This window comes from Shinella lacus (assembly GCF_010994755.1).
GTDB lineage: Bacteria > Pseudomonadota > Alphaproteobacteria > Rhizobiales > Rhizobiaceae > Shinella > Shinella lacus.
Window position 1 is genome coordinate 579,324 of record NZ_WHSB02000001.1, and the last position, 14,389, is coordinate 593,712.

General features: G+C 65.4%; 13 protein-coding genes. 5 read left to right on the forward strand and 8 right to left on the reverse strand.

Annotated features, from left to right (window positions below; translation table 11 throughout):
• Positions 1 to 31: 31 nt before the first annotated feature.
• The 3 genes from ggt to GB927_RS02680 all read right to left on the reverse strand — a co-directional run bounded on the left by ggt (position 32) and on the right by GB927_RS02680 (position 3,299).
• Positions 32 to 1,624, reverse strand: a complete 1,593-nt coding sequence (ggt, locus tag GB927_RS02670; protein WP_256115004.1) for a gamma-glutamyltransferase — start codon at positions 1,622 to 1,624, stop codon at positions 32 to 34.
• Between the two features lie 47 nt (positions 1,625 to 1,671).
• Positions 1,672 to 2,346: a GntR family transcriptional regulator gene (locus tag GB927_RS02675; protein WP_256115006.1), complete on the reverse strand. Its 675-nt coding sequence runs from the start codon at positions 2,344 to 2,346 to the stop codon at positions 1,672 to 1,674.
• An 83-nt stretch (positions 2,347 to 2,429) separates the two neighbouring features.
• A complete protein-coding gene (locus GB927_RS02680; protein ID WP_256115007.1) occupies positions 2,430 to 3,299 on the reverse strand; it encodes a LysR family transcriptional regulator in 870 nt (289 codons plus the stop codon).
• A gap of 93 nt (positions 3,300 to 3,392) precedes the next feature.
• On the opposite strand from GB927_RS02680, the gene GB927_RS02685 reads away from it, so the two are divergent.
• The gene (locus GB927_RS02685) at positions 3,393 to 4,367 is read left to right on the forward strand and encodes a bile acid:sodium symporter family protein (RefSeq protein ID WP_256115008.1); all 975 of its coding nucleotides are present in this window, start codon (positions 3,393 to 3,395) and stop codon (positions 4,365 to 4,367) included.
• Here GB927_RS02685 and GB927_RS02690 read toward each other — a convergent pair.
• From GB927_RS02690 to GB927_RS02710, 5 genes are all read right to left on the reverse strand, one after another.
• Positions 4,364 to 5,995: an FGGY-family carbohydrate kinase gene (locus tag GB927_RS02690; RefSeq protein WP_256115009.1), complete on the reverse strand. Its 1,632-nt coding sequence runs from the start codon at positions 5,993 to 5,995 to the stop codon at positions 4,364 to 4,366. The two genes, GB927_RS02685 and GB927_RS02690, sit on opposite strands and share 4 nt — an antisense overlap.
• A 63-nt stretch (positions 5,996 to 6,058) precedes the next feature.
• Positions 6,059 to 6,787 carry an SDR family oxidoreductase gene (locus tag GB927_RS02695; RefSeq protein WP_256115010.1) on the reverse strand — a complete coding sequence of 243 codons (729 nt, stop codon included), beginning with the start codon at positions 6,785 to 6,787 and terminating at the stop codon, positions 6,059 to 6,061.
• A gap of 25 nt (positions 6,788 to 6,812) precedes the next feature.
• Positions 6,813 to 8,066 (reverse strand): sugar ABC transporter permease, encoded by a 1,254-nt coding sequence (locus GB927_RS02700; protein ID WP_256115011.1) that lies wholly within the window; start codon positions 8,064 to 8,066, stop codon positions 6,813 to 6,815.
• Positions 8,063 to 8,884 carry an ATP-binding cassette domain-containing protein gene (locus GB927_RS02705; protein ID WP_256115012.1) on the reverse strand — a complete coding sequence of 274 codons (822 nt, stop codon included), beginning with the start codon at positions 8,882 to 8,884 and terminating at the stop codon, positions 8,063 to 8,065. The genes GB927_RS02700 and GB927_RS02705 overlap by 4 nt, the downstream gene beginning before the upstream one ends.
• Before the next feature lie 80 nt (positions 8,885 to 8,964).
• A complete protein-coding gene (locus tag GB927_RS02710; protein ID WP_256115013.1) occupies positions 8,965 to 10,011 on the reverse strand; it encodes an ABC transporter substrate-binding protein in 1,047 nt (348 codons plus the stop codon).
• A gap of 283 nt (positions 10,012 to 10,294) precedes the next feature.
• Between GB927_RS02710 and GB927_RS02715 the strand changes: the two genes are divergently transcribed.
• From GB927_RS02715 to GB927_RS02730, 4 genes are all read left to right on the forward strand, one after another.
• Entirely contained in the window at positions 10,295 to 11,314 is a 1,020-nt protein-coding gene (locus tag GB927_RS02715) for a LacI family DNA-binding transcriptional regulator (RefSeq protein ID WP_256115014.1), read from the forward strand.
• 272 nt (positions 11,315 to 11,586) lie between these two features.
• Positions 11,587 to 12,807 carry a transporter substrate-binding domain-containing protein gene (locus tag GB927_RS02720; RefSeq protein WP_256115016.1) on the forward strand — a complete coding sequence of 407 codons (1,221 nt, stop codon included), beginning with the start codon at positions 11,587 to 11,589 and terminating at the stop codon, positions 12,805 to 12,807.
• Positions 12,804 to 13,394 carry an ANTAR domain-containing response regulator gene (locus GB927_RS02725; protein WP_256115017.1) on the forward strand — a complete coding sequence of 197 codons (591 nt, stop codon included), beginning with the start codon at positions 12,804 to 12,806 and terminating at the stop codon, positions 13,392 to 13,394. Before GB927_RS02720 ends, GB927_RS02725 begins: the two co-directional genes overlap by 4 nt.
• A gap of 26 nt (positions 13,395 to 13,420) precedes the next feature.
• Complete coding sequence (locus tag GB927_RS02730; RefSeq protein ID WP_256115019.1) at positions 13,421 to 14,314, forward strand: proline iminopeptidase-family hydrolase; 894 nt, start codon at positions 13,421 to 13,423, stop codon at positions 14,312 to 14,314.
• Positions 14,315 to 14,389: the final 75 nt, after the last annotated feature.

Consider the following 14,389-nt stretch of genomic DNA (forward strand, 5'->3'; position numbering starts at 1 on the left):
GGCCGATCTTTCGTCCGGCGCTCTTTGCCCATCAAAGGCCGAGCGCGATGCCGTCCTTGCGCGATTCGGACCCGCCGGTCAGCGTGCCGTTCTCCCAATCGATGCGGATCGCCTGCGCGCCGCCGATGGGGTCCTCCGCCGGGACGATCGCGAAGCCGCGCCGGCGGAGTTCGTCGGCGGCCGCCGCCGGCAGCGTATGTTCGGCTTCGACCTGCGTGCCGTCGGATTTCGGGATCAAGCGCGGCAGGTCGATCGCCTCCTGCAAATCCATGCCGTAGTCGAACACCTTGGAAATCAGGTGTGCATGGCCCATGGCCTGGTAATAGCCGCCCATCACGCCGAAGGGCATCTCGACCCTGCCGGCGCGCGTCACCATGCCGGGGATGATCGTGTGCAGCGGCCGCTTCAGCGGCGCCACGACATTCCGATGGCCGGGTTTCAGCGAGAAACTCTGGCCGCGATTGTGCAGGACCACGCCCGAGCGCGGCGCGACGAGACCCGTGCCGAAACTGTCGAAGACCGAGTTGATGAAGCTGACGGCGTTGCGATCGCGGTCCACCACGGAAATATAGACCGTGTCGCGATGCAGCGGCATGTCGAAGGGCGGCAGGTCGGTAAGCGCGCGGCGAAGGTCGATCATGCCGGCAAGCCGGTCGGCGAGCGCCTCCGACAGGAACTCCTCCACCGGCACGTCCACCTTGTCCGGGTCGGCAAGCCAGACGTCGCGTGCGGCATAGGCGAGCCGTGTCGCCTCGATCTCGATATGCAGCCGGTCGGGCGATTGCGGATCGCCCTTCGCCTCGAAACGGCTCAGGATGTTGAGGATCAGGAGCGCGACGATGCCCTGGCCATTCGGCGGGCATTCGTGGATCGTGTATCCGCGAAAATCGGTGGTGACCGGCGTGACATAGGCCCCACGCGCCGTCGCAAAATCCTCCATCGTATGGAGCCCGCCGTGCGAACGGAGATAGGAGACCATGTCTTCCGCGACGGGGCCGGTGTAGAAGCCGTCGCGGCCATCGACCGCGATCCGCTTCAGCGTTTCGGCAAGTTCCGGCTGGCGGTGGACCTCACCGATTTTCGGCGCGCGGCCGGCGGGCAGGAAGATGCGCGCGGCGGTCGGATCAGCCGCCAATAGCCCCTCCTCCAGCGACCAATCGCGATGCACCCGCGGCGTGATCGCATAGCCTTCCGCGGCAAAGCGGATTGCCGGGGCCAGGACATCGGCGAACGGAAGTCGGCCATGGTCGGTGTGAAGTTGCACCCAGGCATCGATGGCGCCGGGAATGGTCACCGCCGCCGGGGACTGGCGCGGCACCTCGGTGAGGCCCCGCTCGGTAAACCAGTCGAGCGTCAGGGCCGCCGGCGTGCGGCCGGAGCCGTTATAGGCGACGACCTTGTCGGAGCCCTCCGGCGCGAACAGCACGAAACAGTCCCCGCCGATGCCGGTCGAGCCGGGCTCGACGGCGCATTGCACGGCGGACGCGGCAATGGCCGCATCCATGGCATTGCCGCCGGCCTCCATGATCTGCAAGGCCGTCAGCGTCGCGGACGGATGCGATGTCGCCGCCATCGCCTGGCGGGACACGGCGACGGACCGCGTCGGCTTCTCGAAATTGCGCATGCTGTTCCTCTTCTTCGTATGACGGTCAGAATCGCCAGCGGCCGGTGTCAGCGCCGGCTCGGGGTCGCGAAGTCGGCGAGCAGGGGTGCCGTGCCGAGAATATGCTCCTGCATCATTTGCTCGGCGTGGCGCGCATCGCCCGACCGCAGTGCCGCGATCAACGCCGCGTGCTCCTCCCGGGCGGAGAGCGGCTTGTCGACATAGTCGAACCAGATGCGCATGTAGGGCTCGATAACCACATGCAGCGCCGAGATCTGGTGGATGAGTTTCGGCCGGGCGCTCAGCGCATAGATCCGGCCGTGAAACTCCTGGTGGCGCACGACCCAGTCGTTGCTGCCGCTCTGGCCGGCGCGCTCCATGCGCGCGAGCAGCCGCTCAAGCTCATCCAGCACGTCCTCGTCGATGCGGGGAACCGCGAGGCGCACGGCAAGCCCCTCCAGCACGGAGCGCATCTCGAAGGCTTCGTACAATTCATCGAGCGTGAGGCCCGCGACGATGCAGCCGCGGTTGGGGCGCAGCACCACGAGACCATCCGAGGCAAGCCGCCGAAAGGCCTCGCGAACCGGCATGCGGCTCATGCGAATCTCGGCGGCGATATCCTCGGGGATCAGCCGTTCGCCCGCCTTGTAGCGGCCGAGACGCAGCGCCTGCTGGACATGGCGATAGGCCTCTTCCTCCGCGGTCGCGGCGGAATTCGGCTGGCTGGAGAAACCTGCGGACATGGCATAAGACCGAAAAGTATTTTTGTATCCACTTATCCAATCACCGACGGATATGCGCCGTCAAGCCGGATGCGACGAAATCGTCAGTCGGGGCTGGACGTCGGGACAAACCCTTTGACGAACCGCTCCCGCACCCGGTGGGAGAAGGCCGAGACGGTGGCGCGGTCGGCTGAAGCCGCGGTGACGAGCGCGAACTCGACATCCTCCAGAACCGGCAGGTGGGGCGGGACGATCTCGCGAAGCCCGGCCGGGGCGAGGCTGCGCGGCTGCACGAGCACGCCCATGCCGGCCCGCGCCGCTGCGGTCAGCCCGCTAAGGCTGTGACACGAGCAGACGATGCGCCACGGCGTGCCGCTGCGCTCCAGCGCTTCCATCAGCAGGATCCGGGTGAGGCTTGGCGGCGGGAAGACGATTAGCGGGAGGACGGGTTTCGCAAGCACGGCCTCGGGATCGCTCGCCAGCCAGACGAGCGGCTCGCGCAGCACCCCGTCGCCCCGCCTGTCGCCGATCCTGCGCTTGGCCATGACGAGATCGAGCTCGCCGCGGTCCTGCATTTCGGCGAGCGACTTCGACAGCGCAACCGAAAGCTGGAGATCGACCGAGGGATAATCGGCGATGAAGTCCTCCAGCAATCCCGGTAGCTGCCCGCTCACCAGGTCCTCCGAAACGCCGAGCCGGAAGACACCGCGCGGCGTATCGGCCTCGAACTGGGCAACGGCCTGGCGCTCCAGCGCCAGAAGCTGCCGGGCGTGCGGCAGCAGGGCCTCTCCATCGGGGGTGAGCCGAACCGTATGCGTGTCGCGATGGACGAGCCGCCGGCGCAGGCTGCGCTCCAGCCGTTGCAGATGCTGGCTGACGGTCGACTGGCCGAGGTCCAGCCGCTCGGCGGCGAGCGTGAAGCTCTTGAGCTGGGCCACCGTCACGAAGCTGCGCAACTGCACCATATCAAGCATATCGCGATCCTCGATAACTGTTATTCCTTGCATTGTGAATCAGGATATCAAAGATCGGCAGCCTGTCGAGACTGATGGATCCGGACCGCCCCCATGAAAAGCCTGCTCCCCGATACCTTCACCCTGCTTCTCATCGCCGCCGTGGGCCTCGCGTCCCTCCTGCCGATTTCCGGAGAGCCGGCGGCATGGTTCGGCATTGCCACCAATATCGCGATCGCCGGCCTTTTCTTCCTGCACGGCGCGCGCCTTTCCACCGACGTGGTGATTGCCGGCTTCCTGCACTGGCGGTTGCAAATCTTCATTCTGGCGACCACCTTCGTGGTGTTCCCGCTGCTCGGCCTCGGCCTCGGCGTCCTGTCGCCCTGGCTGATCCCGCAACCGCTCTATCTCGGCCTGCTTTTCCTGTGTGTGCTGCCGTCGACGGTACAGTCGTCGATCGCCTTCACGTCCATTGCCGGCGGCAACGTGCCGGCGGCGATCTGCGCCGCCTCGACCTCCAACATCCTCGGCATCTTCCTGACGCCGGCCCTCGTCGCCATGCTGTTTTCCGCCGGTGGCCATGTCGGCGTGTCGTTCGACATGGTCTGGAAGATCATGCTCCAGCTCTTCCTGCCCTTCGTGGCCGGCCAGCTCTTGCAACCCTTCATCGGCAAATGGGTGCGCGCGCGCAAATCATTGCTCACGCCCTTCGACCGTGGCTCCATTTTGATGGTCGTCTATCTCGCCTTCTCGGATGCGGTGACGGAGGGCGTGTGGCACCAGCTGGAGGCACAGGACCTGGCCATGCTCGTCGCGCTGGACGCCCTGCTGCTCGTGGTCGTGCTCCTCATCACCAGCCTTGGCGCAAAACTCTTCGGCTTCAACCGCGAGGACCGCATCACCGCCGTCTTCTGCGGCTCGAAGAAAAGCCTGGCGAGCGGCGTGCCGATGGCAGGCGTCATCTTCGCTGGCCAGCCGATCGGTGCGATCGTCCTGCCGCTGATGCTGTTTCACCAGATCCAGCTGATGGTCTGCGCGTGGCTCGCCCGAATCTATGCCGAGCGCAAGGCCGCTGCGATCGCCGCCTAGCGGATTTCGCGGCTCAACGCCTGAAGCCGGGTGAAGGCATCGTATCGCTTGACGTGACGGGCGGCTGTTTCGCCGTCCGCCGGGTGATAGGTCCGATCGGTCTTTGAAAGTTCAGCCATCGCCGCACCGACATCCGGGAAGGCGCCACCCGCGACGCTGCCGAGAATGGCGGCGCCGAGCAGGACGGGTTCTTCGGCGCGGGTTGCCAGCAGCGGTTTTCCGGTGGCGTCAGCGAGGAGCTGGCGCACGAGATCGAGCTGGCCGGCACCGCCGCTGATGACGATCTTGTCGACCGGTGCGCCGGCCGCCGTCTGCGTTTCGATGATCTGGCGCAGGCCGTAGCCGATGCCGCAGAGGCCGGCGATGTAGAGCGAGACGAGGTTGTCGAGGTCACGCTCCATGCCGAGGCCGACGATCGCCGCACGGGCATGCGGATCGGCGAAGGGCGCACGGTTGCCGAGGAATTCCGGCACGACATGCACGCCGTCAGCCAGTTCCACCACGGCGGAGAGCGTTTTTGCCTTTTCAGCCGCAAGTTCAGCCAGCAGAACAGGCAGCGATAGGCTGCGTGTCTTTGCCAGTGCGGCCGCTTCACCAGCCGCCGGATGGAAGGAGAGAAGCTGCTCGATGGCGGCACCGGCCGCCGACTGTCCCCCCTCGTTCAGCCACATGCCGGGCACCATGGCGGAGAAATAAGGCCCCCAGACGCCCGGCACGAAGACCGGCTCATGGGTCGAGGTCATGGTGCAGGAGGACGTGCCGAAGACATAGCCGAGATTGTTTTCCGGCGGGCCATCGACGCCCACCGTACCGATCCCGCCCGCATGGGCGTCGATCATGCCGGCGCCGACCGGCGTACCGGCGGCAAGGCCGAGCTCTTCCGCCGCGCGGGCGGTGAGGCCGTTGCCGAGCGGCGTGCCGGGTTCGACGACGCGCTGGCCGATGCGGGCAAAATCCTCGTCTGCCAGAATGCCGAGGCCGATTTCGCGGAAATAGCTCGGGTCCCAACGCTTCTCATGCGCCAGATAGGTCCACTTGCAGGTGACCGTGCAAGTGGACCGGGCGAGATCGCCCGTCGCGCGCCAGGTGAGGAAGTCCGCCAGGTCGAAGAACTGCCAGGCGGCGTCGAAAACCTGCGGACGGTTTTCCTTGAGCCAGAGCAGTTTCGGCGTTTCCATCTCCGGCGAGATACGGCCGCCGACATAGCGCAGGACCTCGTGGCCCAGCGCGTTGATGCGCTCGACCTGATCGACGGCCCGGTGGTCCATCCAGACGATGATGTCGCGCTCGGGATTTTCCGATGGCCCGACGGGCAACGGCGCACCATCCTCGCCGAGCACGACCAGCGAGCAGGTCGCATCGAAGCCGACGCCGGCGATCTGTTCCGGCGCCACACCGGCCTTGGCGACCGCCTCGCGCACCGACGCGCAGACCGCCGCCCAGATTTCCGTGCTCGACTGCTCGACCACCGCGCCCGCCTCGCGAAACAGCGAGATGTCGCGCTTGCCGGAGGCCAGCATGCGGCCGGTCAGATCGAAGAGGCCGGCTCTGGCGCTTCCCGTGCCGACATCGACGCCGATCAGGTAGCGTTCGCCGCCCGCGGGGCGTGCGGAGGAAGGGGTGCTCATGGGGTCTACCGCCTGAAATCGGGAACTTTCTTGGCGGGCGGCCTCATGCCGCCCGCCGCTCGCTTAGAGATCGACGCTGTTGGGCAGGATGACCAGATCGCGGATCGTGACATTGCGCGGCCGGGTCAGCATGAAGAGCACGGCATCGGCCACTTCCTTCGGCTGCATCAGGCTGCCATTGGCCAGCGCCTCGTCCATCTTCTCCTTCGGCCAGTCGTCGAGCAGCGCCGTCACCACCGGCCCCGGCAGGACTGCGCCGACGCGCACGCCATGCTGCGAAACCTGGCGGCGGGTCGAGTGCACGAAGGCCTGCACGGCGAACTTGGAGGCCGTGTAGATCGGCTCCCAGATGACGGGCACGACACCGGCGATCGAGCTGGTGAACAGGATGTCGCCCGTCTTCTGCTCGATCATATAGGGCAGCACCGCATGGACGGAGCGGAAAGCGGCATTGATGTTGAGGTTCAGCATGCGGTCCCAGGCGTCCGGATCGCCCTCCGCCACCGGGCCGCCGATATAGGCACCGGCATTGGCGTGGAAGACGTCGAGCCCGCCGGCAATCTCCAGGATACGCGGCAGCATGCCGGACACCTCGGCCGGCTTCAGCAGGTCCACGACGAGCGGCAGGGCATTGGGACCCAGCTCCTTGCAGAGCTGTTCCAGCTTGTCCTGCGCCCGATCGACGAGCACCACCTTCGCGCCTTCGGCAAGCAAGGTCCTGGCGCATTCGAGGCCGATGCCGGATGCGGCACCCGTGATGGCGGCAATCTTGCCCTTCATGAGGTCAGCCATGGTCTATAACTCCATTCAATATGCGTTAGGCGCGACCGTGGCTGACACGGGAGCGACGGGCAAGCGAATCGACGATAACCGCAATGGCGAGAACGCCGCCGGTGATCATATAGCGCAGAGAGGACGAGAGGTTGAGCAGCGTCAGCCCGTTCGAGATCGCCTGGATGACGATGATGCCGAGGAGCGCCGAATAGGCGCTGCCGCGACCGCCGAACAGGCTGGTGCCACCGATGACCGCCGCGGCGATCGCGTTGAGGTTGACGTCGCCCGTGCCGGCCTGCTGGCTGGACGAGGCAAGCCGCGAGGCCGAGAGGATGCCGCCGAGCGCCGCGAGCGTCGAGCAGAGCATGAAGGCGCTCATATAGATGCGGCGGACGTTGATGCCGGAGCGGCGCGCCGCCTCCTTGTTGCCGCCGACGGCGAACATCGAGCGGCCCCATTTGGTGCGCGTCAGCGCATAGTTGAGGATTACGGCAAGCGCGATGAACAGCGCGAACATCCACGGAATGCCGCGGCCGAGATTGAGGTAGAAGACGGCAGCTTCCAGCACCACCGTCAGCACGACGGCCTTCAGGATCAGCGCCCGCATCGGCTGGGCGGAAAGGTTCGCGGCAAGACGCTGGGTGCGCGTGCGCAGTCCCCGGCCGATCATGACGAGGCCCGGCACGAGCGCCAGCGTATAGGAAAGCCAGTCCGGCATGATCAGGATCTGGCCAAAGCGCACGAGCGGCGAGGCATAGGGCAGGTTGATCGAGCCGGTCGGGCCGAGGAGGTAGAGCTGCAGCCCGAGAAGTGCCAGCAGGCCGGCAAGCGTCGCGACGAAGCTCGGCATGCCGAGGCGGTTATAGAGCATGGCGTAAAGCATGCCGACGCCAGCACCAACCACAAGCGCGACGATGATCGCGCCCGCGACCGGCCAGCCCATATTGACCCAGATGACGCCGACCAGGGCCGAGGCGAGCCCGCTCATGGAGCCGACGGAGAGGTCGATTTCGCCGAGCACCAGCACGCAGACGATGCCGAGCGAGATGACGCCGACCGTGGCGCAGTCGAACAGCAGGTTCACCAGGTTGTTCGGCGCCAGGAAGATCGGGTTCAGCGCCGAAAAGACGATGGAGATGACGACGAGGCCGACGGCGACCGGCAGCATGCCGAGGTCGCCGGAGCGCACGCGGTCGATGAAACCTTTTGCCATGGCGGATAGGCTGTCGTCGTGGCGCACGCGCTCGTCGCTGCGGTCGAGTGTCGGCATGGATTTGTTGGAAGGGTTCTGGCTCATGCGGTTCCCCCGGTGCTTTCCTGGACGTGACCGGACTTGCGGTCGGCGCGGCGCGAGACGGAATTGTCCGTGGCGCCCGTGATGGCGGAGACGAGCTCCTGGCTCGATGAATCCGGCGTGAAGATGCCGTTGTTGCGCCCCAGCCGGAGCACGACGATGCGGTCGGCGACGGCGCGCACGTCTTCCATGTTGTGGCTGATGATGATGACGCCGAGGCCGCGGTCGCGCACCCGCTCGATGAGGTTCAGCACCTCCGCCGTCTGCGCAACGCCGAGCGCTGCCGTCGGTTCGTCCAGCATGATGAGCCGCGGATTGAGCAGCAGCGAGCGCGCGATGGCGACCGTCTGCCGCTGGCCGCCGGAGAGCGAGGCGATCGGCTCGCGAACAGAGGGAATGCGCGCGGCAAGCTCGCGCAGCAGCGTCCAGGCCCGAACTTCCATGGCGACTTCGTCGAGCGCCCAGGGCGACATTTCGTGGCCGAGAAACAGGTTCGCCACGACGTCGAGGTTTTCGCAGAGTGCCAGGTCCTGGAACACCGTGGCGATGCCGAGGTCCAGCGCCTTGGCGGGGCTGTCGAGCGTCACCTGCTCGCCGCAGAACTCGATCGTGCCGGAGGATGCCTGGTGCACGCCGGCGAGCACCTTGACCAGCGTCGACTTGCCGGCACCGTTGTCGCCGACGAGGGCGACGACTTCGCCGGCCTTCACGTCGAGATCGATATCCGTCAAGGCGGATACGGCGCCGAAATTCTTGGATATGCCGCTAAGGCGCAGCACGGATTCTCCCTTGGCGGGAATGTTTTGAAGCGTGGCTGTCATGGCCTCTGGAACCTCTAGGGCTGACCTCGACTGATCCCGTGTCCGGCCGAGTCAAGCGGCCGGACACGGGAATGGGCAGGTTAGTTGATGATGCCGAGTTTGCGGCAACCTTCAACATATTCGCCGGTGCAGACTTCTTCCGGCTTGTTGATGCCCTTGTCGAAGATTTCGGCCTTGATATTCTCCGCCGTCACGACCGCCGGCACGAAAAGCTGCGAGGGCGTTTCGTAGAGCTTGTGGGTCGCTTCCGGGGTTTCGCCCTTGAGCAGCTTCACCGCAACGCCAGCCGCAGCCGCCGCGACGATTTCGGAGGGCTTGGAGATCGTGTTGTACTGGTCGCCCGAGATGATGAGCTGGAGTGCTGCGATCGTCGCGTCATTGCCGGTGACCGGCGGCATTTCCTTGACGCCGGCCGCCTTCAGCGCCGCGATCGCGCCGCCGCCCGTGCCGTCGTTCGCCGCGACGATGCCGACGATCTGGTCGCCGAAGCGGGTGATCTGGCCGGCCGCCCATTCCTGTGCCTTCGGCGGCGCCCAGTCCGGCGTGTCGAATTCGGCGAGCGTCTTGTAGGGCGAGGCGTCGAGCGCGGAGTCGATACCGTCTCGGATGAGGCCGGCGGCCGCATCGGTCGGCGAGCCGTTGATCTGGAGCACGCCGGCGCCGTCCGCAACGCCCTTGGCCTTCAGGTGGTCGACCAGCGACTGCGCGATGGCCTTGCCGATGCCCTGGTTGTCGAAGGAGACGTAGTAGTCGGCCGGCTTGTCGGGGATCGGGCGGTCATAGGCGATGACCTTGACGTCCTGCGACTGGGCGATCTCGACGAGCGCTGCGGCAGCGGCGGAATCGACCGGGTCGAGCACGACGACCTTGGCGCCCTGTGCGATCACCGAGTTGAACTGCTGCTGCTGGAGTGCGACGTCGGCATTGGCATTCTGGTAGATCACGGTGCAGCTCGGGCACAGCTTTTCCATCTCGGCCTTGAAGCCGGGATAGTCGTGCTGCTCGTAGCGGGTCGAGGCCTGGTCGGGCATCAGGAAGGCGACGGTCGCGCCTTCCTGGGCAAGGGCGGCGCTGCCGAGCGACAGGACGAGACCGGTCGATGCGAGCAAATAGGTAAGCGTCTTCATTGGGTTCCTCCACGGTTGATTTTTCAAGTTCACGTTCGCCGGCGTCCTCAAGCCGACAAGGGCGACAGGACCGACGCTTTCCGCGCACCAAAGCGCGCAGATCATCGTTCGCTGCGGGGATTCCGCAACGTCCGGTTCGTCGATGCTCCGTCTGACTCCTCCCTTGGGTCAGCCTTGCTGTTCAGGCAACTTCATCGATGGAGCATGCTTGCTCAATCGATGAAGCAAGAATTGCCACCAATCGCCATTGGTGTCAAGGTGGCTCTCGAAACGGAGATGAAATGTGAACCGAACAACGCAGACGAAAAGGACGACCATCTATGATCTGGCGGAGCTGGCGGGCACCTCGGCCAGCGCCGTGAGCGCCGTTCTGAACGGCAACTGGAAGAAGCGTCGCATCAGCGCGAAGCTCGCCGAAAAGATCACCAAGCTCGCCGAGGAGCAGGGCTACGCACTCAACATGCAGGCGAGCGTGCTGCGCCGGGACCGGTCGAAAATCATCGGCATGATCGTGCCCAAATACGACAACCGCTATTTCGGCTCGATCGTCGAACAGTTCGAGGCGCTGGCGCGCGAACGCGGCCTGTTTCCGATCATCACCTGCACGATGCGCGACCCGGCGCTGGAGCTGGAGGCCGCGCGCGCCATGCTGTCCTATCAGGTCGATTGCCTGATCGCGACCGGCGCCACCGACCCGGACCGCGTCATGGAACTGTGCGCTGCCGCCGGCGTGCGCACCATCAACCTCGACCTTCCCGGCGCCCGCGCGCCCTCCGTCATCTCCGACAATTACGGCGGCGCGCTGGAGCTGACGCGCAGGGTGCTTGCCAATTGCGAGAAGGAATATGGCGAGAAGACCCCTCTCCTCTTCGTCGGCGGTCGCGGCACGGACCACAACACGATGGAGCGCGTGCGCGGTTTTCGCGACGCCCATGCGGAGGCCGGCGTCGCCGTCGACGACACGCTCGTGCAAACCGTCGGCTACGCGCCAGAAAAGGCGGAAAGCGCCATGCGGCAGCTTGCCGAACGCATGAGCCCGCTGCCGCGCGGCATGTTCGTCAACTCTACCATTTCGCTGGAAGGCGTGATGCGCTGGATCCGCCGCTCCGGCCACTATGCCGACCGCGTGCCGCAACTCGGCTGCTTCGACTGGGACCCCTTCGTCGCCATGCTCGGCGACCACATCGAGATGGTGCGCCAGGACGTGCCGAAAATGCTGGAAGCCGTCTTCGGCATCATCGATTCCGGTGACACGGAACTCACCGTGGTGCAGATCCCGCCGATTGTCGAGAAGATGGGCTGATCCGGCGGCTGGCCTCGCGCGCGCATCGCGACAGGTCGATATCGAGGCAAAACAGCGCTCGCAAGAGATGCAATCAGCCTTTTATTTATGCAAAGAAAACAATTGACTACAAAGCAGCCGTATTCTAGCTTTTTCTTCGAAAACGGCAGACGCTGCCACGGCAAATGAGCCCCGATACCGCATGACCTGCGGTGCGGGGTTTTTTTGTTTCGGCACTCGGCCGACCTCATGGATCGAGGTTGAAGCGTGGACGGGAACCGGGCGATGCAGCCATGGGAAATGCCGATGAACGCGAAGCGGTGCGGGCAGCCAGTGTCGCGGGGGCAGTCGCGATGAAGCGCGAGACGGTGCCGGTTTCCATCCTCTATTCGACGACCGGGGCCTATGCGGACGTCGGCCGGCAAGCCGTCGCCGGCGCGTTTGCGGCGATATCCGAGATCAATGCGGATGCCGGCTTCTCCTTCCGCATCGAGCCGAAGATCGACGACCCTGCCGGACGGGCGGAACGCTACGCACTCCTGTCCGAGGCGGCGATCCGCCAGCACGGCTGTCGCCATGTCATCGGCACGATTACCTCATGGAGTCGCAAGGACGTGCTGCCGGCGATCGAGCGTCATGGCGCGCTTCTCTGGTATGCTTTTCCCTATGAAGGCTACGAGGCGAGTGACAGCGCCATCTATCTCGGCGCCTGTCCCAACCAGCACCTGCTGCCGCTGTTCGACCACGTTCTTCCGCGTTATGGGCGCCGCCCCTTCATTGTCGGCTCGAACTACATCTGGGGCTGGGAAATCAGCCGCATTGCGCGCGAGATGACCGAGGCGGTCGGTGGGCAGGTGGTGTCGGAGCGCTTCGTCCCGCTCGGCTCCGTCGAGGTCGATCACCTGATTGCGGAAATCGCGCAGAAAAAGCCCGACTTCATCCTGAGCAACCTCGTCGGGGAATCGGCCACAGCCTTCCTGGCCGCCTATGACGTGCTGCGCGGCGGAGATCCCTCCGCCCCGCCGATCGTCGCCTGCAACCTTTGTGAGATCGAGCTCGGCGGCCTCACACCTTCGGCCTCTGCCGGGCACATTTCCGCTTCACCCTATTTCAACCGGCTGGATACCGCCGAAAATCGCGATTTCAAAGCGCGCATGGCACTTCGCCACGGCAGCGACCACCGGCTGACGACGCCTTTCGTGGCCGCCTATATGAGCGTGTCGATCCTCGCCCAGGCCATGCAGGATGCGGCGACCGATGCGCCGGACGCGATCCGCCGCGTCGTCACCTCCCGGCTCTTCGATACGCCGCTCGGCCCCATCGCCATCAATCCGCGCACCCACCATGCGGCACTGCGCCCGCACCTGGCGATCTCGAATGCGGATGGCGAATTCGAGATCTTCCACAGCGCTGCAAGCCCGGTCGAGGCCGATCCCTATCTGGTGCATTCGCTTGGCCAGCCGCTCGCCGCCGACGGACCTGCGACCGACACCATGCTGAAGGTGATCAAATGAGCCGCGCCGACCGCCCTTCCCTGGCGACCTGGCGCGCCGTCATCCTGCACCGGGAGCACCCTTCCGTGGATGCCCTGAAGCGGCAGCTCGAAATGCTGCATATCCGGGTCACCGTCGTCTGGCCGCAGATCGACGAGGCGGATGTGGCAAGCGATATCGTCTTCTTCGATGCGGATATGGGCCATGACGGCCAGTTTCCCTGGCCACCCGGATTTGCGCCCATGCCGATGATCGCGCTCATCGGCTCCGAGGCGCCCGGCCGCATCGAATGGGCTCTGGCGCAGGGCTCCAACGCGCATCTGCTCAAGCCGATCGGCTCCACCGGCGCCTATAGCGCGCTGCTGATCGCCACGCACGCCTATCAGGTCGCGCGCAGCCAGGCGGAGGATATACGTGCGCTCGAAGACAGGCTGCGCCAGCGGCCCATCGTCGTACGGGCGATCCTGCGGCTCATCCAGCAGGAGCGGCTCGACGAGGCCGGCGCGTGGAAGCGCCTGCGCAAGATCGCCATGGACTGGGGCATGACCATCGAGGAGACGGCGGACGCCATCTGCCGCGACGACCGGCGCACGAAAAGCGGCGCCTGAAGGACAATGGAGAAGGAGCATGACGCGTGTCGATCACTGAAGGCTATGCCCCCTACGGGGACTACAAAACCTGGTACCGCATCACGGGGGATCTCGCCTCCGGCAAGCCGCCGCTCATCGTCGCCCATGGCGGACCGGGCTGCACGCATGACTATGTCGACAGTTTCAAGGACATAGCCGCGACCGGCCGCGCCGTCATCCACTACGACCAGGTGGGCAACGGCAAGTCGACCCACCTGCCGGAAAAGGGCGGGGACTTCTGGACAGTCGATTTCTTCCGGACCGAACTGCACAACCTGATCGACCATCTCGGCATCCGCGACGCCTATTGCCTGCTCGGCCAGTCCTGGGGCGGCATGCTTGGGGCGGAGTTCGCCCAGGAGCGCCCCGCGGGCCTGAAGGCGCTGGTCATCGCCAATTCGCCGGCTGCCATGTCCACCTGGGTATCGGAAGCCAACCGCCTGCGCGAGGCTTTGCCGCCGGAGGTTCAAGCGACGCTGCTGCGCCACGAACAGGCCGAAACCACCGACAGCGCGGAATATATGGAGGCGACGGAGGTCTTCAACCAGCGCCATGTCTGCCGCGTCGTGCCCATGCCGCCGGAGGTCAAGCGCACCTTCGATGCCATTGCCGACGACCCGACCGTCTACCACACGATGAACGGCCCGAACGAGTTCCACGTCATCGGCACGATGAAGGATTGGTCGATCGTCGGCCGGCTTTCGACCATCGAAGCCCCGACTCTGCTGATCTCCGGCCATTTCGACGAGGCGACGAAAGCCTGCGTGCAGCCCTATGCGGACGAGATTCCGGACGTGCGCTGGCGCATCTTCGAACAGTCGAGCCACATGCCGCATGTCGAGGAGCGCGAGGCCTGCATGGCCGAAGTCGCCGGCTTCCTCGACGAAAAGGCACCCTGACCATTCCAGAAGAAGAAACCGCGCGCCCCAAGGGCGCGATCACCGACCACCAGAAAACCAGAGGGAAACCGTATC

What these genes read in the sequence shown, in the direction of transcription:
- ggt (WP_256115004.1), bottom strand. Translation starts at nt 1,624, where the DNA reads ATGCGCAATTTCGAGAAGCCGACGCGGTCCGTCGCCGTGTCCCGCCAG.
- GB927_RS02675 (WP_256115006.1), bottom strand. Translation starts at nt 2,346, where the DNA reads ATGTCCGCAGGTTTCTCCAGCCAGCCGAATTCCGCCGCGACCGCGGAG.
- GB927_RS02680 (WP_256115007.1), bottom strand. Translation starts at nt 3,299, where the DNA reads ATGCTTGATATGGTGCAGTTGCGCAGCTTCGTGACGGTGGCCCAGCTC.
- GB927_RS02685 (WP_256115008.1), top strand. Translation starts at nt 3,393, where the DNA reads ATGAAAAGCCTGCTCCCCGATACCTTCACCCTGCTTCTCATCGCCGCC.
- GB927_RS02690 (WP_256115009.1), bottom strand. Translation starts at nt 5,995, where the DNA reads ATGAGCACCCCTTCCTCCGCACGCCCCGCGGGCGGCGAACGCTACCTG.
- GB927_RS02695 (WP_256115010.1), bottom strand. Translation starts at nt 6,787, where the DNA reads ATGGCTGACCTCATGAAGGGCAAGATTGCCGCCATCACGGGTGCCGCA.
- GB927_RS02700 (WP_256115011.1), bottom strand. Translation starts at nt 8,066, where the DNA reads ATGAGCCAGAACCCTTCCAACAAATCCATGCCGACACTCGACCGCAGC.
- GB927_RS02705 (WP_256115012.1), bottom strand. Translation starts at nt 8,884, where the DNA reads ATGACAGCCACGCTTCAAAACATTCCCGCCAAGGGAGAATCCGTGCTG.
- GB927_RS02710 (WP_256115013.1), bottom strand. Translation starts at nt 10,011, where the DNA reads ATGAAGACGCTTACCTATTTGCTCGCATCGACCGGTCTCGTCCTGTCG.
- GB927_RS02720 (WP_256115016.1), top strand. Translation starts at nt 11,587, where the DNA reads ATGGGAAATGCCGATGAACGCGAAGCGGTGCGGGCAGCCAGTGTCGCG.
- GB927_RS02725 (WP_256115017.1), top strand. Translation starts at nt 12,804, where the DNA reads ATGAGCCGCGCCGACCGCCCTTCCCTGGCGACCTGGCGCGCCGTCATC.